Below are 20,857 nucleotides of genomic sequence, written 5' to 3' on the forward strand. Positions count from 1 at the left end.
GCGGCCCCCTGCGAGGGGGCCGCCGCCTTCATGTGTCGGTTCACCGGGGCAGCCGCGCCCCCGGCTTCTCCAGCGGCACGGCCCTGCCGTCCGTGCCGACCACCTTCCGGTCGCCGAGCGGCTGCTCCAGCTGCACGGTCCGGTGCTGGACCTTGGCGATCAGGATGCAGACCTTGTCCTTCCAGGGCTTCTCGGTCACCGTCACGGTCACCTCGCCGGGCGCCTCGGCCGCCTTCGCCCTGTAGTCGGCGCACACCCCGCCCGTGAAGCTCACGGTCAGCTCCCGCCCCTCGGCGGTGTAGCCCTCCACCCGGACGTCCCGGGTGCTCGGCTCGGCGCCCGGCTCGGACGGCCGGGGGCTGGGCTGCCCCTCCGGCGGCGCCGGGCTCAGGTACTTCGGGTCGATCGCCGGATACGTCACCGTGAAGCTGTCCTGCGCCCCCGGCGCCCGCACCTCGAACAGCCAGGCCGGCACCAGCGCCGGCCGGGTGCCCACGGAGTGCGAGGCCAGCCCGAACACCGCGTCCTCGACGGCGATCTGCTCCCGCTGCGGAACGCTCGGCGCGTCCCCGCAGGGCGCCGACTGCTGCTCACCCTCCAGCGGCACGGGACTGGCGCAGCCGCCGATGCCGGCCCGCGGGGCGGTTTCCTGCGCCCCGTTCATCAGCTCCAGCGTCCGCTCGGCGCTGAGCACGGGATACGTCGCCCCCTTCTGCGGTGCCGTCAGCTGACCGCTGGCGGCCACCACGTCGCCCTGGGCGCCGACCGTGACGCCGGTGGGCCAGCCGTACGTCGGCAGCCCGCCGACCACCGGGTCGGCGTTCACCACCCGCCGGGCGCCCATGACCAGGCCGGCCTCCACCTTGGCGGAGTCCTGCCCGACCGCCTTCAGGATCGGCGCGGCCGCCTTCCTCGCGGCCGCCTCGCTCACCGGCTCCTCGGAACCCGTCGCAGGGCCCTTGGCGCACACCGTGAAGCTTCGGCAGTTGTCCGTTCCGGGGTGGTAGCGGTGGAACGTCCAGGTGCCGGGCGCCTCCCGGTTCACCTGGAGGCTGGGGCCCTGGCCGTCGCGGCCCCCGATCCGCCAGGCCGTTCCCTCGGCGACGGGCGTCCCGTCGAGGCTGAGCGCGCCGGCGAGCTGCACCACGTCCTCCTCGGTGACCTCGCCCCTCGGCCAGTGCACGGCCGCCGAGCCGGGGCCCTCCGGGAGGGTGCCGTCGGCCTTGTAGGTGACGCCGTTCGGGTCGGGCTCGCCGGGGGCGATGCCGTTCGGGGCGCCGGATGACGAGTAGCCGTCGAGGGCGAGCGGCGGGGGAGTGGCGTTCCCCGCCGGGGCACCGGAGCCGGTGCCACCACCGGCCGAGGCCGCGAGGTAGGCGCCGCCACCCCCGGCCAGCAGCACGGCGGCGGCCACGCAGGCGATGACGACGGGGGAGCGACGCCGGGCGGCCCCTGGGGCACGCTGCGCGCCCCCGCTCCCGTGATCCGACCGGCCGAGGCCACGTCCCCCAGCGCCGACCCTGACGCCCTCCGAGGCCTGCGCGTCGTCCGGCTCCGAGCCTCGCGCGTCGTCCGGCTCCGGGGCGTGTACGTCGTCCGGCTCCGAGCCTCGCGCGTCGTCCGGCTCCGGGGCGTGTACGTCGTCCGGCTCCGAGGTCTGCGCGTCGCCGCTCCCGTGGTCCAAGCGGGCGACGTCCTGGCCCTCAAGGCCGACACCGACGCCCTCCGGAGCCCGCGCGTCGTCGGGCTCCGAGCCTCGCGCGTCGTCCGGCTCCGGGGCGTGTACGTCGTCCGGCTCCGAGCTCTGCTCGTTGTCCGGCTCCGGGGCCTGCGCGTCGCCCGGGACGGTGTGGCCCTCCGGGGCCCGCGCCTCTTCCGGGGCCTGCGCCTCTTCCGAGGCCTGTTGCGGGCTCCGTCCCTCTTCCGAGGTCGGCGCCTCGTCCGGGTCCTGTGCGTCTTCTGAGGCTTGCGCGCCTCTCGGAGCGAGACCTTCCGGGGAGGCTTCCGCGTCTTCCGGGGCCCGCACTTCGTCCGGATCCTGCGCCGGGGCTCGCGCCTCCTCCGAGTTCCGTGCATCTTCCGGGGCTCGCGCCTCTTCCGGGGCCGCCCCCGCTTCCTCTGAAGTCCGTGCTTGCTCCGCCGCCTCCGCGCCCTCCGGTGCCCGCGTGCCCTCCGGGCTCTGCACGTCCTCCGTGGCCTGCGCGTCCTGGGTGCCTGAGGTGTCCGGGGAGGTGCGCGCGGCGTCCTGCCCGTCGGCGTTCCGCTCGGCGGCGCCGGTCCCGCCCGCGACGTCGTCGTCGTTGTCGGGTCGCTCGGTGTTCACCGCATCGCTCCTTCGGCTGCACAGCTCACGCTGGTGGGTCGTATCCCGTATCCCCTTTACGGGGGACAGCGATGGGACGCAGCGGGGGAGCGCGCGGTTCCCGGCGTGGGCCGGCTCAGTCGCCGTAGTCGGACATCGCGTCCAGCAGACGGGCCGACCTCGGCGGCACGGTCACGCCGTGGATCAGCGACGGCGGAACCGGGCGGGCGGCGTGCCGGTCGGGTGCCGACCAGTGCGGGACCATCCGGGCGCAGTCGCCTCGCAGCGAGGCCAGGTCACCCTCCAGGTCGACGGAGGTGGGAACCGAGGCGTCGAGTTTCGTCATAGCGGCACCGTAGGCACGTCGGGGTAGGCGAAGAAAGATCTACTATCAGGTAGTTTTAGTCATTTCGAAGCCGCCCGCACCCTCTGGCCGGCGCTTCGTGCCCATCCGGCCATCCGCTTCAACCGCGCCACCGCAACCCGGTAGCGTGAATCGTCAACCCCCTCCACTCGGGAGATTCCACGCCGTGCGCATCGCAGTCACCGGCTCCATCGCCACCGACCACCTCATGACCTTCCCCGGCCGCTTCGCCGACCAGCTCGTCGCGGACCAGCTGCACACGGTCTCGCTGTCGTTCCTGGTCGACAAGCTCGATGTCCGCCGGGGTGGCGTGGGCGCCAACATCGCCTTCGGCATGGGCCAGCTCGGAACCCGGCCCATCCTGGTCGGCGCCGCCGGCGCCGACTTCGACGAGTACCGCGCCTGGCTGGACCGGCACGGCGTCGACACGGCCTCCGTGCGCATCTCCGAGACCCTGCACACCGCCCGCTTCGTGTGCACCACGGACGCCGACCACAACCAGATCGGCTCGTTCTACACCGGCGCCATGAGCGAGGCCCGCCTGATCGAGCTGAAGACCGTCGCCGACCGGGTCGGCGGCCTCGACCTGGTCCTGATCGGCGCCGACGACCCGGAGGCGATGCTCCGGCACACCGAGGAGTGCCGCTCCCGGAACATCGCGTTCGCCGCCGACTTCTCCCAGCAGATCGCCCGCATGGACGGCGAGGAGATCCGCATCCTGCTGGACGGGGCGACGTACCTCTTCTCCAACGAGTACGAGAAGGGCCTCATCGAGTCGAAGACCGGCTGGAGCGACGAGGAGATCCTCGGCAAGGTCGGCCACCGCGTCACCACCCTCGGCGCCCGGGGCGTGCGCATCGAGCGGGCCGGCGAGGACCCGATCGAGGTCGGCTGCCCGGAGGAGGAGCGCAAGCTCGAACCCACCGGCGTCGGCGACGCCTTCCGCGCAGGCTTCCTGTCCGGCCTGGTCTGGGGCGTGGGCCTGGAGCGCGCCGCGCAGGTCGGCTGCATGCTGGCCACGCTCGTCATCGAGACGGTCGGCACCCAGGAGTACGCCCTGCGCCGCGCCCACTTCATGGACCGCTTCACCAAGGCGTACGGCCATGACGCCGCCGCCGAGGTCCGGACGCACCTGAGCTGACTACGCCCGCCGGCGGACCACGTAGGCCGTACCCCGGTCCGCCGGCTCCTCACCCACGTACTCCTGGCCCCGCATCGCGCACCACGCCGGGATGTCCAGCCGGGCCGCCTCGTCGTCCGCGAGCACCCGGACCGTGCCGCCCACCGGCACCTCCCCGATGACCTTGGCCAGCTCGATCACCGGGACGGGGCAGAGCTTGCCCACCGCGTCCACGACGAGCGCGTCGTCCCGGACGACCGTGCTGGGCGCCGGCGCCCCGAGCTTCTCCCGGACCCCCGCGACGGCCCCCGGCAGCACCTGGAGGAAACGGTCGACGTCCTCCGCCGCGGCCCCGAGCGGCAGCGACACCCGCACGTTGCCCTCGCTCAGCACCCCCATCGCCTTCAGCACATGGCTCGGCGTCAGCGTGCTGCTCGTGCAGGACGATCCGGACGAGACGGAGAACCCGGCGCGGTCCAGCTCGTGCAGCAGGGTCTCCCCGTCGACATAGAGACAGGAGAAGGTGACGATCCCCGGCAGCCGCCGCGCCGGATCGCCCACCACCTCGACATCCCCGAGCAGTTCCGGAACCCGCGCCCGGATCCGGTCCGTCAGCTCCCGGAGCCGCAGCGCCTCCTGGGCCGCCTCGGCCCGCACGGCCCGCAGCGAGGCCGCCGCGGCGACGATCGCCGGGATGTTCTCGAACCCGGCGGCCCGCCCCGACTCCCGTTCGTCCGAGGGCCCTTGCGGCGCGAACCGCACCCCCTTGCGCACCGCCAGCAGTCCCACCCCCGACGGCCCGCCCCACTTGTGGGCACTGGCCGTCAGCAGCGACCAGTCGCCCGCCACCGGCCCCCACGCCAGCGACTGCGCCGCGTCCACCAGCAACGGCACCCCGGCCGCCCGGCACACCGACGCCACCTCGGCCACCGGCTGCACGGTCCCCACCTCGTGGTTGGCCGACTGCAGACACGCCAGCGCGGTGTCGGGCCGCAGCGCCTCGGCGTACCCCTGTGCGCGCACCGCGCCCTCACGGCCCACCGCCACCTGAGTGGTCGTACCGCCGTCCTTCTCGTGCACCTCCGCCGCATGGAGCACCGAGGAGTGTTCGACCGCTGACACGATCAGGTGACGCCCGGCGCGGCGACGTCCGGCCAGCGCACCCGCGATCCCCGTGTGCACGGCGCGTGTTCCGGAGGGGGTGAACACCAGCTCGTCCGGCCGGCACCCCACCGCCTCGGCCGCCGCCTCCCGCGCCGCGTCCAGCAGCATCCGGGCCCGCCGCCCCTCCCGGTACAACCGCGCCGGATCGGCCCACCCCTCGTCAACAGAGGCCAGCAGCGCCTGCCGCGCAACGGGATGAAGGGGGGCCGCGGAAGCGGCGTCGAAGTAAGCCACACAACCACGCTAACGCCCCTGGGGGTGCGGGGAACCGCGCGACCAGCCACGATGCGCCCGTACCCGCCGGACAAGCCGTGCTTCCGGGTCGTCAGACGCCCGGAACTCCCCCCGGAGAACGGGCAGGAGCCGGGCAACCGACTCCTTCGGCTGACCCGGCGGCGCGTTCGGGCACCCTCCCCGCGAACCCCCGGAGGGCGTCGGCTAGGGTTTGGTCCGCATAAACATCCAAACCCCTGCCCGACGCAGGGCGGCGACCGACCAGCGAGAAGGCCGCAGCCGACAGCGCGGGCGAGACTCTCGGGAAGGCGCTACGTGAGTCCCAACGGCTCCGACCGCTCGCCGCGGCGCCCGATGCGGCGGAAGCTGCTGCAGGCACTGACCGCGGGCCTGGTCCTGGCGACCGCCACCGGTTGCACATGGGAGGACTTCCCCCGCCTTGGTATGCCCACCCCCACCACGGAAGAGGCGCCGATCGTCCTCTCCCTGTGGCAGGGCTCCTGGGCTGCCGCGCTCGCCGTCGGCGTGCTGGTGTGGGGCCTCATTCTGTGGAGTGCCATCTTCCACCGGCGCAGCCGCACCAAGATCGAGGTTCCTCCGCAGACCAGGTACAACGTGCCCATCGAGGCGCTGTACACGGTGGTCCCGATCATCATCGTCTCGGTCCTCTTCTACTTCACGGCGCGCGACGAGACGAAGCTCCTCGACATGTCCAAGAAGCCCGACGTCACGGTCAACGTGGTCGGCTTCCAGTGGAGCTGGTGCTTCAACTACATCGAGAATGTCGAAGGTTCCACGGGGGACGCCAAGACCTCCAAGGAACTGAACGCCATTCCGGACCGCTACAAGAAGGAGTTCCCGGCCGACGCCGGCGGCGTCTACGCCTGCGGCACGCCGGGGGAGCGGAACCCGCAGACGGGCAACCCGGGCCCCACCCTCTGGCTCCCTGAGGGCAAGACGGTCCGCTTCGTGCTCACCTCGCGTGACGTCATCCACTCCTTCTGGGTGGTGCCGTTCCTGATGAAGCAGGACGTCATCCCCGGCCACACCAACGCCTTCCAGGTGACCCCCAACAGGCAGGGCACCTTCCTGGGCAAGTGCGCCGAACTGTGCGGCGTCGACCACTCCCGGATGCTGTTCAACGTGAAGGTCGTCTCTCCGGAGCGCTACGAGCAGCACCTCAAGGACCTCGCCAAGAAGGGGCAGACCGGTTACGTTCCCGCGGGCATCGAGCAGACGCCTCACGAGAAGAACCGGGAGACGAACCAACTGTGAGCATCCTCAACGAACCCGCGGGTGCCGCCGAGGCCGGCTCGTACGAGAACGAGCTGCCGGTGCGGCGCAAGCAGCCCGGCAACGTGGTCGTCAAGTGGCTGACGACCACCGACCACAAGACGATCGGCACGCTGTACCTGGTCACGTCGTTCGCGTTCTTCTGCATCGGTGGCGTGATGGCGCTCTTCATGCGCGCCGAGCTCGCCCGTCCGGGTACGCAGATCATGTCGAACGAGCAGTTCAACCAGGCGTTCACGATGCACGGCACGATCATGCTGCTGATGTTCGCGACGCCGCTGTTCGCCGGTTTCGCGAACTGGATCATGCCGCTGCAGATCGGCGCGCCGGACGTGGCGTTCCCGCGGCTGAACATGTTCGCCTACTGGCTCTACCTGTTCGGCTCGCTGATCGCGGTGGCCGGCTTCCTCACCCCGCAGGGCGCTGCCGACTTCGGCTGGTTCGCCTACTCCCCGCTGTCGGACGCGGTCCGCTCGCCGGGTGTCGGCGCCGACATGTGGATCATGGGTCTGGCCTTCTCCGGCTTCGGCACCATCCTCGGCTCGGTCAACTTCATCACCACCATCATCTGCATGCGCGCCCCCGGCATGACGATGTTCCGCATGCCGATCTTCACCTGGAACGTGCTGCTGACCGGTGTCCTGGTCCTGCTCGCCTTCCCGGTCCTGGCGGCCGCGCTGTTCGCGCTGGAGGCGGACCGCAAGTTCGGTGCCCACGTCTTCGACGCGTCCAACGGCGGAGCACTGCTCTGGCAACATCTCTTCTGGTTCTTCGGGCATCCAGAGGTGTACATCATCGCGCTGCCGTTCTTCGGCATCATCAGTGAGGTCATCCCGGTCTTCTCCCGCAAGCCGATGTTCGGCTACTCGGGTCTGATCGCGGCGACCATCGCGATCGCGGGTCTGTCCGTGACGGTGTGGGCCCACCACATGTACGTCACCGGCGGTGTGCTGCTGCCGTTCTTCGCCTTCATGACGTTCCTCATCGCCGTCCCGACCGGTGTGAAGTTCTTCAACTGGATCGGCACGATGTGGAAGGGCTCGCTGTCCTTCGAGACACCGATGCTCTGGGCGACCGGCTTCCTGATCACCTTCACCTTCGGTGGTCTGACCGGTGTCATCCTGGCCTCGCCGCCGATGGACTTCCACGTCTCCGACTCGTACTTCGTGGTGGCGCACTTCCACTACGTCGTCTTCGGCACCGTCGTCTTCGCGATGTTCTCCGGCTTCCACTTCTGGTGGCCGAAGTGGACCGGCAAGATGCTCGACGAGCGGCTCGGCAAGATCACCTTCTGGACGCTGTTCATCGGCTTCCACGGCACCTTCCTGGTCCAGCACTGGCTGGGCGCCGAGGGCATGCCGCGCCGGTACGCCGACTACCTGGCGGCCGACGGCTTCACCGCCCTGAACACGGTCTCGACGATCAGCTCGTTCGTGCTCGGCCTGTCGGTCCTGCCGTTCTTCTACAACGTGTGGAAGACGGCCAAGTACGGCAAGCCGGTCGGCGTCGACGACCCCTGGGGCTACGGTCGCTCGCTGGAGTGGGCGACCTCCTGCCCGCCGCCGCGGCACAACTTCCTCACCCTGCCGCGGATCCGCAGCGAATCCCCGGCGTTCGACCTGCACCACCCCGACATCGCCGCGCTCGAGGAGCTCGGTCATGGCGGACACGGTGCCAGCGCCCTGGCGGGTAGCAAGGAGGCCGGTAAGTGAAGATCCAGGGCAAGATGTTCATGTGGCTGAGCGTCTTCATCCTGGCCATGGCGATCGTCTATGGCTTGTGGTCGAAGGAGCCGGCCGGCACCACCGCCCTCTTCCTGGCTTTCGGTCTGTCCATCATGATCGGGTTCTACCTGGGCTTCACGGCCCGGCGGGTCGACGCGGGTGCCCAGGACAACAAGGAGGCCGACGTCGCGGACGACGCGGGCGAGCTGGGCTTCTTCAGCCCGCACAGCTGGCAGCCGCTGTCCCTCGGCATCGGTGGCGCCCTCGCCTTCCTGGGTGTCGCGGTCGGCTGGTGGCTGCTGTACTTCTCCGCCCCGCTGATCCTGATCGGCATCTGGGGCTGGGTCTTCGAGTACTACCGCGGTGAGAGCCGCACCCAGTAGGACGCGCCGAGCGCTCAAGGAGCCCGGTCTCTCCGTCAGGAGGGTCCGGGCTCCTTCGTTCTGCACGTTTCACACCCACGGTGTCCCTCGTCCGGATGACTCACCGCGCCGAGATTGACGAATCTTCCTAGCGTGAAGGCATGAGCCACTCCTCGCGCACCCGCAGAATCGCCGGTTGCACGCTGGTGGTGATCGCCCTCGGCGCGGGCGTCACCGCCTGCAGCAGCGACGGCAACCCGCTGTCCGCCACGCCGTACGACGCGGCGGAGCACATCTCCTTCAGCGGCCCCACCAAGGCCGGCAAGAAGGCGGACCCGGACAAGCCCCTGGAGATCACCTCCGAGGGCTCCGAGGGCCGGATCACGGACGTCACGGCCGTGGACGCCGCCGGACGCCATGTCTCGGGTGAACTCTCCGCCGACGGGGGCCGCTGGCACAGCACCTCTCCGCTGGCCGCCAACGCCCACTACACGGTCCGGGTGAGCACCGAGGACGAGGACGGGGCACCCGGCCGACGGGTCGTCACCTTCGACACCGGCAAGCCCCGCACCCAGAAGCGACTCAACGTCACCTTCGGCCCCGAGGCGGGCAAGTACGGCGTGGGCCAGCCCATCACGGCCGACCTGAGCCAGCCCGTCAAGGACAAGGCGCAGCGCGCGATCGTCGAACGCGGCCTGAAGGTGGACTCCAGCATCGTCGTGGAGGGCTCCTGGCACTGGGTCGACGACAAGAAACTCCACTACCGGCCCAAGGAGTACTGGCCCGTCAACGCCACCCTCCAGGTGCGCAGCAACCTCGACGGCATCAAGATCAGCGATCGGCTGTGGGGCGGTACCGCGAAGCCCCTGAAGATCACCACGGGGGACCGGATCGTCGCCGTGGCGGACGGCGGCAGCCACTACATGACGATCTACAAGAACGACAAGGAGATCAACTCCATCCCGATCACCATGGGCAAGCCCGGCTTCGAGACCCGCAACGGGGTCAAGGTGGTCATCGGCAAGGAGTACTTCGTACGCATGCGCGGCACCACCGTCGGCATCGCCGACGGCACGTCCGAGTCGTACGACCTGCCCGTCTACTACGCCACCCGGGTGACCTGGAGCGGCGAGTACGTGCACGCCGCCCCCTGGTCGGTCGGCGACCAGGGTTCCGCCAACGTCAGCCACGGCTGCGTCGGCATGAACACCAGCAACGCCTCATGGTTCTACGAGACCGTCCGCCCCGGCGACATCGTCCAGGTCGTCAACTCCTACGGCAAGACGATGGAACCGTTCGGCAACGGCTTCGGCGACTGGAACGTCGAGTGGGCGAACTGGCGCAAGGGCAGCGCCCTGGTCACCGGCAACCCCGAGGGCCCCGCGGAGACGGAGCGGGTCAGGCTGCAGCCCGAGACCGTCTGAGGCCCGGCGGAGGAACGAACGCCCCTCAGGGGCGCGGGGAAACCACGCGACAGGCCACACAAGGCCCGCAGCCGCCCGAAACCTGTCGCCCCCGCCCCCTCAGGCGCTCGCGAGCTTCTTCTCCCGCAGCAGGGCGGCCAGGGCGTTCGCGAACTCCACCGGCTCCACAGGCAGGGTCACCGCGGCGTCGGCCCGGCTCCACGTGGCCAGCCAGGCGTCCTGCGGCCGCCCGATGAGCAACAGCACGGGCGGGCAGGCGAACACCTCGTCCTTGATCTGCCGGCAGACTCCCATGCCCCCCATGGGCACGGCCTCACCGTCCAGGACGCAGACGTCGATCCCGCCCTTGTCCAGCTCCTTGAGGACGGCGGCGGGGGTGGCACACTCCACGTACTCCACCACCGGAACGTCCGGCGCGGGCCGCTTCCCCGCGGCCAGCCGCACCTGGGCGCGGGTGTTGGAGTCGTCGCTGTAGACCAGCACCGTGGCGGTCGGCTGCATGCTTCCTCCGAGACGTCGGCGTCGTACGCAAAGGCCGGGACGGAACGGCCCGATGCGGCGGATGCTACTCCTTTGAACACCTCGTCAACACCGGTTCGGACACGCCTTCCCTGGGCCATCCGGGCAGTACACACGCTGCGGACACTCCGAACGGCACCCCCCGGAGTGAGGGCGGGATAAGCGACCGACATAATGTCGGTCGTGGCGACAGCAACGACAGTAGATACCGGGCACGCGCACCCGTCGGTCAACCGGCCGAACCTCACCAGCGTCGGAACCATCATCTGGCTGAGTTCCGAGCTGATGTTCTTCGCGGCCCTCTTCGCGATGTACTTCACCCTGCGATCGGTGACCGGTCCCGAGTTCTGGCATGAGAAGGCCTCGGCCTTGAACTTCCCGTTCTCGGCGACCAACACCACGATCCTGGTGCTCTCCTCCCTCACCTGCCAGCTGGGCGTGTTCGCCGCTGAGCGCGGTGACGTCAAGAAGCTCCGGATGTGGTTCATCGTCACCTTCGTGATGGGTGCGATCTTCATCGGCGGCCAGGTCTACGAGTACACCGAGCTGGTGAAGCACGAGGGCCTCTCGCTCTCCTCCGACCCGTACGGCTCGGTCTTCTACCTGACCACCGGCTTCCACGGCCTGCACGTGACGGGCGGACTCATCGCCTTCCTGCTGGTCCTCGGCCGTACCTATGCGGCTCGGAGGTTCACCCACGAGCAGGCGACCGCCGCCATCGTCGTGTCCTACTACTGGCACTTCGTCGATGTCGTCTGGATCGGCCTCTTCGCCACGATCTACATGATCAAGTAGCCGGGACCCGCTCCCGCGCATTCCAGAAGACTCGACGCAGAAGATCCTGACACCGGGGTAATCCGTGAAAAAGCTCTCCGCACGACGACGCCATCCGCTGGCGGCGGTCGTCGTCCTACTCCTTGCGCTGGCGGCCACTGGGGGGCTGTACGCCGTGTTCGCGCCCGCGGACAAGGCGCAGGCCGACGAAACGGCCCAGTCCCTCGCCATCGACGAGGGCAAGAAGCTCTACGCCGTCGGCTGCGCCAGCTGTCACGGCACCGATGGTCAGGGCACCTCCGACGGTCCCAGCCTGGTGGGCGTGGGCGCCGCGGCCGTCGACTTCCAGGTGGGCACCGGCCGCATGCCGGCGGCGACCTCCCAGGGCGCCCAGGTGCCGAAGAAGAAGGTCATCTACACGCAGGCCGAGATCGACCAGCTCGCGGCCTACGTCGCCTCGCTCGGCGCCGGGCCGAACATCCCGACCAAGGAGCAGTACGGCACGGAGGGCGCGGACATCGCCGAGGGTGGCGAGCTCTTCCGCACCAACTGCGCGCAGTGCCACAACTTCACCGGCAAGGGCGGTGCGCTCACCGAGGGCAAGTACGCGCCGTCTCTGGAAGGCGTCGACCCGAAGCACATCTACGAGGCCATGCAGACCGGCCCGCAGAACATGCCCTCCTTCCCCGACACGACGCTGTCCGAGCAGAACAAGAAGGACATCATCGCGTACCTGGAGGCGGTCAACAGCTCCACGACGGAGAGCCCCGGCGGTCTGGAGCTGGGCGGCCTCGGGCCGGTCAGTGAGGGCCTGTTCGGCTGGATCTTCGGTCTCGGTGGCCTGATCGCCGTCGCCGTGTGGGTCGCCGCCCGGACCGCAAAGGCCAAGAAGTCATGAGTAGCCAAGACATCCCAGAAGAGAACCTGCCCGCGAAGCGGGCCGGCGCGGTCGACGTCGCCGACGAGAAGAACCCGTTCGCGGACCCCGGTCTGCCCCCGCACGAGCACCGGGTCCAGGACATCGACGAGCGGGCCGCCAAGCGGTCCGAGCGCGCGGTGGCCATGCTGTTCACGCTGTCGATGCTGGCCACGGTGGCCTTCATCGCCGCGTTCGTGGCGGTGCCGGTCGACAAGGCCGTCTACGTCTGGCCGCTCGGCCACGTCAGCGCCCTGAACCTCGCGCTGGGCCTGACCCTGGGTCTCGCGCTGTTCTGCATCGGCGCGGGCGCGGTCCACTGGGCCCGCACCCTGATGTCCGACGTGGAGATCGCCGACGAGCGTCACCCGATCGAGGCCTCCCCCGAGGTCCGCGCGAAGGTCCACGCGGACTTCAAGCAGGGTGCCAAGGAATCCGCGCTCGGCCGTCGCAAGCTGATCCGCAACACGATGTTCGGCGCGCTCACGCTGGTGCCGCTGTCCGGCGTCGTCCTGCTGCGCGACCTGGGTCCGCTGCCCGAGGACAAGCTCCGCCACACCCTGTGGAAGAAGGGCAAGCTCCTCGTCAACATGAACACGAACGAGCCGCTGCGTCCCTCGGACGTCATCGTCGGTTCGCTCACGTTCGCCAAGCCCGAGGGCCTGGAGGAGCACGACCACGACTTCCAGAACGAGATCGCCAAGGCGGCCCTGATGATCGTGCGGCTGCAGCCGGGCGACATCAAGGACAAGCGCGAGCTCGAATGGTCGCACGAGGGCATCGTGGCGTACTCGAAGATCTGCACCCACGTCGGTTGCCCGATCTCGCTGTACGAGCAGCAGACGCACCACGTGCTGTGCCCCTGCCACCAGTCCACCTTCGACCTGTCCGACGGTGCCCGGGTCATCTTCGGCCCCGCCGGCCACGCCCTTCCGCAGCTGCGGATCGGCGTGAACGACGAGGGTTACCTCGAGGCGCTCGGCGACTTCGAAGAGCCCGTCGGTCCTGCATTCTGGGAGCGCGGATGAGCACTACGACCACTTCCGATTCCCGCTCTCGCGGGAAGGCGCCGGCCGGCGAACGCGTCGCCGACTGGGCCGACGGCCGGCTCGGGATCTACTCCCTGGCCAAGGCCAACATGCGCAAGATCTTCCCGGACCACTGGTCCTTCATGCTGGGCGAGATCTGCCTGTACAGCTTCATCATCATCATCCTCACGGGTGTGTACCTGACGCTGTTCTTCCACCCGTCGATGAACGAGGTGGAGTACCACGGCAGCTACGTCCCGCTGCAGGGCCAGCTGATGTCGGAGGCGTTCGCCTCCACCCTGGACATCAGCTTCGACGTGCGCGGCGGTCTGCTGATCCGGCAGATCCACCACTGGGCGGCGATCATCTTCCTCGCCGGCATGTTCGTGCACATGATGCGTGTCTTCTTCACCGGCGCGTTCCGCAAGCCGCGTGAGATCAACTGGCTGTTCGGCTTCCTGCTCTTCGTCCTCGGCATGTTCACCGGGTTCACCGGCTACTCGCTCCCGGACGACCTGCTCTCCGGCACCGGTGTCCGCTTCACCCAGGGCGCGATCCTGTCCGTGCCGATCGTCGGCACGTACATCTCGATGTTCCTGTTCGGCGGGGAGTTCCCCGGGACCGACTTCGTCGCCCGGTTCTACTCGATCCACATCCTGCTGCTGCCCGGCATCATGCTCGGGCTCGTGGTCGGCCACCTGATCCTGGTCTTCTACCACAAGCACACGCAGTTCGCGGGCCCCGGCAAGTCGAACAAGAACGTCGTCGGCATGCCGCTGCTGCCGGTCTACACGGCCAAGGCCGGAGGCTTCTTCTTCCTGGTCTTCGGTGCCATCTCGGCCCTGGCCGGCATCGCGTCGGTCAACCCGATCTGGGTCCTCGGCCCGTACCGGCCGGACCAGGTGTCCACGGGCGCCCAGCCCGACTGGTACATGGGCTTCGCCGAAGGCCTCGTCCGTGCCATGCCCGGCTGGGAGATCAACTTCTGGGGCCACACACTGGTCCTGGGCGTGTTCGTCCCGCTGGTGCTGTTCGGGTTGTTCCTCGGCGTGATCGCCCTGTACCCCTTCATCGAGTCGTGGGTCACCGGCGACAAGCGCGAGCACCACATCCTGGACCGCCCGCGCAACGCCCCGACCCGTACGGCCTTCGGTGTCGCCTGGGTCACCGGCTACATGATCATGCTGATCGGCGGTGGCAACGACATCGTCGCCACGCACTTCCACCTGTCGATCAACGCGGTCACCTGGTTCGTCCGGATCGGCTTCTTCGCCGGACCGGTCCTCGCCTTCGTCGTCACCAAGCGGATCTGCCTCGGCCTGCAGCGCCGGGACAAGGACAAGGTGCTGCACGGCCGGGAGACCGGCACCATCAAGCGCCTGCCGCACGGTGAGTTCATCGAGGTCCACGAGCCGCTCAGCCAGGAGGCGCTGTACACGCTCACGGCACACGAGCAGTACCAGCCGGCCGAGATCGGCCCGGCGGTCGACGAGAACGGCGTCGAGCGCAAGGTGACGGGCACCGAGAAGCTGCGCGCCAAGCTCAGCAACTCCTACTACGGTGAGGACGCCCAGATCCCCAAGCCCACCGTCGATGAGTACAAGGAGATCACGAGCGGCCACGGCCACCACTGATCGCCGCACTCGCCACGCCACGGCGAAGGGCCCCGTCCGGTGTTCGGACGGGGCCCTTCGCCGTGCCCGGGGCTGGATAGGGTGGACCCAGTTCGAGACAAGTGTCCCGTACGACGGGACTGGACCAGGAGCGGCTTATGAGCGCTGTGACCCCCGCTGGAGGCGACACCGCGGCGGGCCGCTCCTGGCCCGCCCTGCTGAACGGCCTGCTGGACGGCCGTGACCTGAGCGCCGACGACACCGCCTGGGCGATGGACCTGATCATGCGGGGCGAGGCGACGGACGCGCAGATCGCCGGCTTCGCGGTGGCGCTGCGGGCCAAGGGCGAGACCGTCGAGGAGATCAGCGGGCTCGTGCGCACGATGTACGAGCACGCGAACGTCATCGAGGTGCCGGGCGAGACGGTCGACATCGTCGGGACCGGCGGCGACGGCGCGAAGACGGTGAACATCTCCACCATGTCGGCGATCGTCATCGCCGGTACGGGCGCGAAGGTCGTCAAGCACGGCAACCGGGCCGCGTCCTCCGCCTCCGGAGCCTCCGACGTGCTGGAGAAGCTGGGCGTCAATCTGCAACTGACACCGCGGCGGGTCGCCGAGGTCGCCGAGGAGGCGGGGATCACCTTCTGCTTCGCGGTGAAGTTCCACCCGGCACTGCGTCATGTGGCGGCGGCGCGAGGCCAGTTGGGCATCCGGACGACGTTCAACTTCCTGGGCCCGCTGACCAACCCGGCGAAGGTCAAGGCGCAGGCGGTGGGTGTCGCGGACCTCCGGATGGCGCCGATCGTCGCCGGTGTCTTCGCCGGGCGCGGCAACTCCTCGCTGGTCTTCCGCGGCGACGACGGCCTGGACGAGCTGACGACCACGTCGACGTCGCGGGTGTGGGTGGTCCGCGACGGCAAGGTGACCGAGGAGTCCTTCGACCCGCGCGAGGTCGGCATCGACCTGGTGCCGGTTCAGGCGCTGCGCGGCGCGGACGCCTCGTACAACGCCGAGGTCGCCCGGCGCCTGCTGGACGGCGAGCCGGGCCCCGTACGGGACGCCGTGCTGCTGAACGCGGCGGCGGCGCTGGTGGCGCTGGAGCCCGGCGACGGGCCGCTGGCCGAGCAGATCGGCGCCGGGATGGCGAGGGCGGCGCAGGCGATCGACTCGGGTGCCGCCAGGCGGGTGCTGGACCGCTGGGTGGCGGCGAGCAACGCCTGAGGCCGCGTGCGGTGACGCGGGGCGCGGTCCGGATTCTGGACCGCGCCTTGCGAGCCGAAGATCATGTGGCAGGATGCTGTACCAGGTCATGAGCGACAGCTGAAAGGCCCCGGCCGGCTGTCCGGCAACCCTCCGTCCGTGGCGGGGTGCCCCGGGTGAGGACCAGGTCGTAGGCAGCAAGGTCTACGACAAGCGCGGACCCCTCGCGTCACCAGGGGTCCTGGTCGTCGAGGGAGCCTTCCGTGAGCCAGCGAATGCGATAGGGCCGCAGAGCCCCGCCTCCGCACCCCTCTTTCCTTCCACCTCCGCGCTCGAGCGTGCCGCTCGCGTGGTGGTCTCCGTCTGTCTTACGGGAGTACACCCATGTCCGTCTCCACCGCTGCCGCCGGCCAGTCCGTTTGTGCCCCGCTGCCCGTTCTGGGCCGGGACGTGACCGTCCCGCTCGTCACCGGGGGCGAAGTCACCTACGCCGCCCTCGACTACGCGGCCAGCGCCCCCGCCCTCCAGCGCGTCTGGGACGACGTGGCGGCCTACGCGCCGTACTACGGCAGTGTCCACCGCGGTGCCGGCTATCTCTCCCAGTTGTCCACCGACCTCTTCGAGAACGCCCGCAGGACCGTCGCCGAGTTCCTCGACTGCCGTGACGACGACCAGGTGATCTTCACCCGGGCCACCACCGACTCGCTCAACCTGCTCGCCGGCGCCCTTCCCGCCGGCTGCCAGGTCTTCGTCTTCGAGACCGAGCACCACGCCTCCCTGCTGCCCTGGCGGGACGCCGACGTCACCTACCTCGACGCCCCGCGCACCCCGCAGCAGGCGGTGCGGACCCTGGAGCGCGCGCTGGCCGGGCGCGGGTCCCGCGGCCCGGCCCTGGTCTGCGTCACCGGCGCCTCCAACGTCACCGGCGAACTGTGGCCCGTACGGGAGCTCGCCGCGGCCGCGCACGCGCACGGCGCCCGGATCGTGCTGGACGCCGCCCAGCTCGCGCCGCACCACCCGGTCTCCGTGCGGGAGCTGGACGTCGACTGGGTGGCCTTCTCCGGGCACAAGCTGTACGCCCCGTTCGGCTCCGGCGTGCTGGCCGGCCGGGCCGACTGGCTGCGCGAGGCCGAGCCGTACCTCGCGGGCGGCGGTGCCAGCCGCACGGTCGCCCGGCGTGCCGACGGCGGCGTCGACGTGGAGTGGCACGACAGCGCCGCCCGGCACGAGGGGGGCTCGCCGAACGTCATCGGCGCCTACGCCGTCGCGTCGGCCTGCAAGGCCCTCACCGAGGCCGGATACGACACCCTGGTCGCCCGGGAGCAGCGCCTGATCCGCAAGGTCCGCGACGGCCTCGCCGGGGTGTCCGAGGTCCGGATCCTGTCCCTGTTCGGCGACGACGCCCCGCGCGTCGGGGTGCTCTCCTTCGTCGTCGAGGGCTGGAACAGCTCGCACCTCGCCGCCGCCCTCTCCGCCGAGTACGGCATCGGCGTCCGCGACGGGCTCTTCTGTGCCCACCCCCTCGTCCGTACGCTGCTCGGCAGCGACCCGCAGACCCAGGGCGAGTGCGGTGCCCCCGAGGCGGCTCCCGGCGAGAAGTCGCTGAACGCCGTCCGGGTGAGCTTCGGCGCGGGGACGCCGGACGAGCATGTCGAGCGGTTCGTCGGGGCGGTGCGGGAACTGGTCCGAGACGGCGCGAAGTGGAAATACCGCACGGTGGAAGGCCGTTGCGTCCCCGCCGTGTGATCCCGCCGTGTGATCCCGCCGTGTGATCCCGCCGTGTGATCCCGGCGGGATCACCGCCGCGCGGCTCGACGCCTAGGGGCGGTGTCCGGGGGCTAGCTGTCCAGCCCGATCGCGAACGCCGCCTCCAGGTCGTGCTGGGAGTACGTACGGAACGCCACGTGGGTGTCCGTCGCCTCCACGCCGGCGATCTTGCTGATGCTGCCGGGAATGACGTCGGCGAGGTTCTCGTGCTGCTTCACCCGGACCATGGCGATCAGGTCGTAGGTGCCGGTGACCGAGAAGACCTCACTGACGGAGTCCAGCGCGGCGATCTGCTCGGCGATCTCGGGGATCCGGTCCACGCTGGTCTTGATCAGGACGATCGCGGTGATCACGGCTGGTTCTCTCCCTCGGGGGCCGGAGCAGGGGCGGGCTTCACTCTAGTCGTACGGCCGAATCGCGCCCACGCGTAGGCGAAGCCCAGGCCGAAGCCCACCAGGTGGGCCAGATAGGCCACCCCGGGACCGCTGGAGGCCTGGCCCGCCGCGAGCCACTGGAGAGCCACCCAGAAGGGCAGCACCACCCAGGCCGGGAAGCGCAGCGGCAGGAAGAACAGGAACGGCAGAAGGCTGGTCACCCGGGCCCGGGGGAAGAGGAAGAGAAAGGCGCCGAGGACCGCCGAGATCGCTCCCGACGCGCCGACCAGGGACTGCTCGGAGTCGGCGTTGGCCACCGCGTACCCCAGCAGCGCGAGGTAGCCGCAGCCGAGGTAGAAGAGGGTGAACTCGACGCGGCCCATCCGTTCCTCGGTCATCACGCCGAAGACGTAGAGGAAGAGCATGTTGCCGAGCAGATGCACCCAGGTGCCGTGCACGAAGAGGCCCGTGGCCGGGGTGAGGACGGCCCGGGGGGAACCCTCGAACAGTTCTGCGGGTACCACCCCCCAGCGGCGGAAGTACGCCCGCTGCGCGGCGAGCAGCTCGTCGCCCAGGCCGTACACCGGATTCAGGCCCGAGGCGGGGCCGATCAGGAAGATCAGGCAGCACAGGACGATCAGTGCGTACATCACCGGCGCCTGCCGTCGGGGGCCTGTCCGGCGGCCCGCCGTGCTCCAGAAGCTGATCATGGACACAGAGCATGACGTAAGTGGACGCAACCGTGCAGACCGCCTCGCCGCCCGGGACGGACGGGCGTCGAGGACCCGCCAGGCCGTAGGGTTACGAGCCACACGCTCCAGGGAATCTGGCGCAGCACGGAAACGACGCATCACCGAAACTAGAAGGAAAGCGAACAGCCACGATGACGGTTCCCCTGCCGACGGACACCACGCGGTGGCGCTGCACCCTCTGCGGCAATCTGACGCGCTTCGACGTGACGCGCTCCTCGAAGGTCGTCGAGTACGTCCACCTCGATCTCGCCGGTGCGCCGAAGGTCGAGGAACGCGAGGTGGTCAGTGAGACCATCGAGTCGGTGCGGTGCCGGTGGTGCAATGCCGTGGATCAGGTGGAACTCGTGGACAGGCCGGGCGCCGGCTCCTGACAGGGACCGGCCCCGAAGGGGTAGTGGGGTGACGGATGGTGGAGACCGCAGGCGGGGGGCCGGGCGACGGCGCCGCTGAGGTGCTCGACCGTCCGCTGCCCGACGGCGTGCGCCGGAAGGTCGTGCAGATCGTCTCCGACGGTTTCGGCGGCCTGACGATGGCCGAACTGCCCGCACAGCTGCGGCAGTACGCCCGGTTCGCCCCGAATCGCCGGGTCAAGTTCGCCGGCAACGCGATGGCCGCGGCGCTGGAGACCGACCCGCTGTTCCGGCAGCGCATCGGGGAGAAGTTCCGCGAGACCCAGCCCGAGCTGGCCGGTGCCCTGGCCGCCGGTTCGCCGCCCCCGGCCGCGGACCCGCTGGACGTGGCGGCCGCCGCCTACGTGCTGCGCCCGACCGGTTGGGTGAAGCTGGTCGCGGCGGCCGGCGAGGAGGCCCAGCGTGCCGACGCCGAGCGCGCGGACGAGGAGAGCCGCGCCGAACTGGAGCGACTGCGCGCCGAACTCGCCGCCGCCCGCGACCACACCCGCGTCGAGACCGAGCGGCTGCGCACCGAGCTGGACGGCGCCCGCAAGGAAGCCGAATCGCTTCACCGCAAGCTGCGGGCCGCGTTCAGCGACGTCAAGCGCGGCGAGGCGGCGTTGCGCAAGGTGCAGAGCGAGATGGAGGCCGTACGCGCCGAGGGGCACGCCCAGGTGTCCGCCGCCGAGAGCGAGACGCGGCGGCTGAAGGCGCGGCTGGGGGAGGTCGAGGCCTCCCTGGAGGCCACCCGGCGGGCCGCCCGCGAGGGTCGCAGCGTCGAGGACATGCGGGTGCGGCTGCTGCTGGACACCGTGCTCGACGCGGCGCAGGGGCTGCGGCGGGAACTGGCGCTGCCGCCGGTGTCCGTGCGCCCCGCCGAGACCGTGGACGCGGTCGAACCGGGACGAATGACCCCGAAGGACATCGCCGCGCGGGCGCTGTCCGACAGCGACCCCGCGGTCCTCGACCAGCTCCTCGCGCTGCCGCAGGCCCATCTGGTCGTCGACGGCTACAACGTCACCAAGACCGGCTATCCCCAAATGCCCCTGGAGAAGCAGCGGCTGAGGCTGCTCGGGCAGCTCTCGCAGCTGGCCGCGCAGTCCGGCGCCGAGGTGACCTGTGTCTTCGACGGCGCCGAACTGGCCGCGCCGGTGCTGCTGGCGCCGCCGCGCGGCGTGCGGGTGCTGTTCTCCAAGCCGGGCGTCACCGCCGACGAGCTGATCCGCCAACTGGTGCGCGCCGAGCCGCCCGGGCGGCCGGTCATCGTCGTCTCGACCGACCGTGAGGTGGCCGACGGGGTGGCCCGGGCCGGGGCGCGGCCGGTGGCGTCGGCGGTACTGTTGAAGCGGCTCTCGCGCAGCTGAGACGCGCCCCTTGCGCAACCTAAGTCCCAACCGCCCAATGTGCCCCGGGAATGCCCGAATTGATGGGACCGTCACGCAACGTAGCGTCAACATGCATCACTGCACGTGAGTTGTAGGTAAAGGATGCGCTCGGTCACCGAGATTTTTCATGTGAGGATTTGATCTGATC

At 70.1% G+C, this 20,857-nt stretch carries 19 protein-coding genes and 1 riboswitch; of the genes, 13 read left to right on the plus strand and 6 right to left on the minus strand.

What is annotated here, in order from left to right:
* Window positions 1-40: 40 nt before the first annotated feature.
* The gene (locus tag ACFV6X_RS29540; protein WP_385388531.1) at window positions 41-2,323 is read right to left on the minus strand and encodes a hypothetical protein; all 2,283 of its coding nucleotides are present in this window, start codon (window positions 2,321-2,323) and stop codon (window positions 41-43) included.
* Window positions 2,324-2,438: 115 nt separating this feature from the next.
* On the minus strand, window positions 2,439-2,648 hold the full coding sequence (locus ACFV6X_RS29545; RefSeq protein ID WP_385388534.1) for a hypothetical protein: 210 nt from the start codon (window positions 2,646-2,648) through the stop codon (window positions 2,439-2,441).
* Between the two features lie 184 nt (window positions 2,649-2,832).
* Between ACFV6X_RS29545 and ACFV6X_RS29550 the strand changes: the two genes are divergently transcribed.
* Window positions 2,833-3,807, plus strand: a complete 975-nt coding sequence (locus ACFV6X_RS29550; RefSeq protein WP_385388537.1) for a carbohydrate kinase family protein — start codon at window positions 2,833-2,835, stop codon at window positions 3,805-3,807.
* On the opposite strand, the gene ACFV6X_RS29555 is transcribed toward ACFV6X_RS29550, so the two are convergent.
* On the minus strand, window positions 3,808-5,184 hold the full coding sequence (locus ACFV6X_RS29555; protein WP_385388540.1) for a cysteine desulfurase/sulfurtransferase TusA family protein: 1,377 nt from the start codon (window positions 5,182-5,184) through the stop codon (window positions 3,808-3,810).
* 315 nt (window positions 5,185-5,499) lie between these two features.
* Between ACFV6X_RS29555 and coxB the strand changes: the two genes are divergently transcribed.
* The 4 genes from coxB to ACFV6X_RS29575 all read left to right on the plus strand — a co-directional run bounded on the left by coxB (window position 5,500) and on the right by ACFV6X_RS29575 (window position 9,987).
* The gene (coxB, locus tag ACFV6X_RS29560; RefSeq protein WP_385388542.1) at window positions 5,500-6,459 is read left to right on the plus strand and encodes a cytochrome c oxidase subunit II; all 960 of its coding nucleotides are present in this window, start codon (window positions 5,500-5,502) and stop codon (window positions 6,457-6,459) included.
* Window positions 6,456-8,189 carry a cytochrome c oxidase subunit I gene (ctaD, locus tag ACFV6X_RS29565; protein WP_385388544.1) on the plus strand — a complete coding sequence of 578 codons (1,734 nt, stop codon included), beginning with the start codon at window positions 6,456-6,458 and terminating at the stop codon, window positions 8,187-8,189. Before coxB ends, ctaD begins: the two co-directional genes overlap by 4 nt.
* Complete coding sequence (locus ACFV6X_RS29570; protein WP_385388546.1) at window positions 8,186-8,584, plus strand: cytochrome c oxidase subunit 4; 399 nt, start codon at window positions 8,186-8,188, stop codon at window positions 8,582-8,584. The genes ctaD and ACFV6X_RS29570 overlap by 4 nt, the downstream gene beginning before the upstream one ends.
* A 140-nt stretch (window positions 8,585-8,724) precedes the next feature.
* Window positions 8,725-9,987 carry an Ig-like domain-containing protein gene (locus ACFV6X_RS29575; RefSeq protein ID WP_385388549.1) on the plus strand — a complete coding sequence of 421 codons (1,263 nt, stop codon included), beginning with the start codon at window positions 8,725-8,727 and terminating at the stop codon, window positions 9,985-9,987.
* A gap of 99 nt (window positions 9,988-10,086) precedes the next feature.
* On the opposite strand, the gene ACFV6X_RS29580 is transcribed toward ACFV6X_RS29575, so the two are convergent.
* Complete coding sequence (locus tag ACFV6X_RS29580; protein WP_385388550.1) at window positions 10,087-10,488, minus strand: hypothetical protein; 402 nt, start codon at window positions 10,486-10,488, stop codon at window positions 10,087-10,089.
* A gap of 192 nt (window positions 10,489-10,680) precedes the next feature.
* On the opposite strand from ACFV6X_RS29580, the gene ACFV6X_RS29585 reads away from it, so the two are divergent.
* The 6 genes from ACFV6X_RS29585 to ACFV6X_RS29610 all read left to right on the plus strand — a co-directional run bounded on the left by ACFV6X_RS29585 (window position 10,681) and on the right by ACFV6X_RS29610 (window position 17,785).
* Window positions 10,681-11,301, plus strand: coding sequence for a heme-copper oxidase subunit III (locus tag ACFV6X_RS29585; RefSeq protein WP_385388552.1), 621 nt, complete (start codon window positions 10,681-10,683; stop codon window positions 11,299-11,301).
* 64 nt (window positions 11,302-11,365) lie between these two features.
* The gene (locus tag ACFV6X_RS29590) at window positions 11,366-12,178 is read left to right on the plus strand and encodes a c-type cytochrome (protein ID WP_365448447.1); all 813 of its coding nucleotides are present in this window, start codon (window positions 11,366-11,368) and stop codon (window positions 12,176-12,178) included.
* A complete protein-coding gene (locus tag ACFV6X_RS29595) occupies window positions 12,175-13,224 on the plus strand; it encodes a Rieske 2Fe-2S domain-containing protein (protein ID WP_385388554.1) in 1,050 nt (349 codons plus the stop codon). Before ACFV6X_RS29590 ends, ACFV6X_RS29595 begins: the two co-directional genes overlap by 4 nt.
* The gene (locus ACFV6X_RS29600) at window positions 13,221-14,858 is read left to right on the plus strand and encodes a cytochrome bc complex cytochrome b subunit (RefSeq protein WP_385388557.1); all 1,638 of its coding nucleotides are present in this window, start codon (window positions 13,221-13,223) and stop codon (window positions 14,856-14,858) included. Before ACFV6X_RS29595 ends, ACFV6X_RS29600 begins: the two co-directional genes overlap by 4 nt.
* Before the next feature lie 137 nt (window positions 14,859-14,995).
* Entirely contained in the window at window positions 14,996-16,060 is a 1,065-nt protein-coding gene (trpD, locus tag ACFV6X_RS29605) for an anthranilate phosphoribosyltransferase (RefSeq protein WP_385388560.1), read from the plus strand.
* Between the two features lie 84 nt (window positions 16,061-16,144).
* Window positions 16,145-16,261, plus strand: a riboswitch (SAM riboswitch).
* 162 nt (window positions 16,262-16,423) lie between these two features.
* A complete protein-coding gene (locus ACFV6X_RS29610) occupies window positions 16,424-17,785 on the plus strand; it encodes an aminotransferase class V-fold PLP-dependent enzyme (RefSeq protein ID WP_385388563.1) in 1,362 nt (453 codons plus the stop codon).
* A gap of 92 nt (window positions 17,786-17,877) precedes the next feature.
* Here the strand turns inward: ACFV6X_RS29610 and ACFV6X_RS29615 are convergent, their stop codons facing one another.
* Together ACFV6X_RS29615 and ACFV6X_RS29620 are read right to left on the minus strand one after the other, a co-directional pair.
* The gene (locus ACFV6X_RS29615) at window positions 17,878-18,159 is read right to left on the minus strand and encodes an Lrp/AsnC ligand binding domain-containing protein (protein ID WP_365448457.1); all 282 of its coding nucleotides are present in this window, start codon (window positions 18,157-18,159) and stop codon (window positions 17,878-17,880) included.
* Window positions 18,156-18,890, minus strand: coding sequence for a rhomboid family intramembrane serine protease (locus tag ACFV6X_RS29620; protein ID WP_385388565.1), 735 nt, complete (start codon window positions 18,888-18,890; stop codon window positions 18,156-18,158). Before ACFV6X_RS29620 ends, ACFV6X_RS29615 begins: the two co-directional genes overlap by 4 nt.
* A 173-nt stretch (window positions 18,891-19,063) precedes the next feature.
* Here ACFV6X_RS29620 and ACFV6X_RS29625 point away from each other — a divergent pair, with 173 nt between their 5' ends.
* Entirely contained in the window at window positions 19,064-19,303 is a 240-nt protein-coding gene (locus ACFV6X_RS29625; RefSeq protein WP_016639563.1) for a hypothetical protein, read from the plus strand.
* Window positions 19,304-19,338: 35 nt separating this feature from the next.
* A complete protein-coding gene (locus ACFV6X_RS29630; RefSeq protein ID WP_385388567.1) occupies window positions 19,339-20,688 on the plus strand; it encodes an NYN domain-containing protein in 1,350 nt (449 codons plus the stop codon).
* The last annotated feature ends 169 nt before the right edge of the window (window positions 20,689-20,857 follow it).

This window comes from Streptomyces sp. NPDC059861 (assembly GCF_042731435.1).
Classification (GTDB): Bacteria; Actinomycetota; Actinomycetes; order Streptomycetales; family Streptomycetaceae; genus Streptomyces.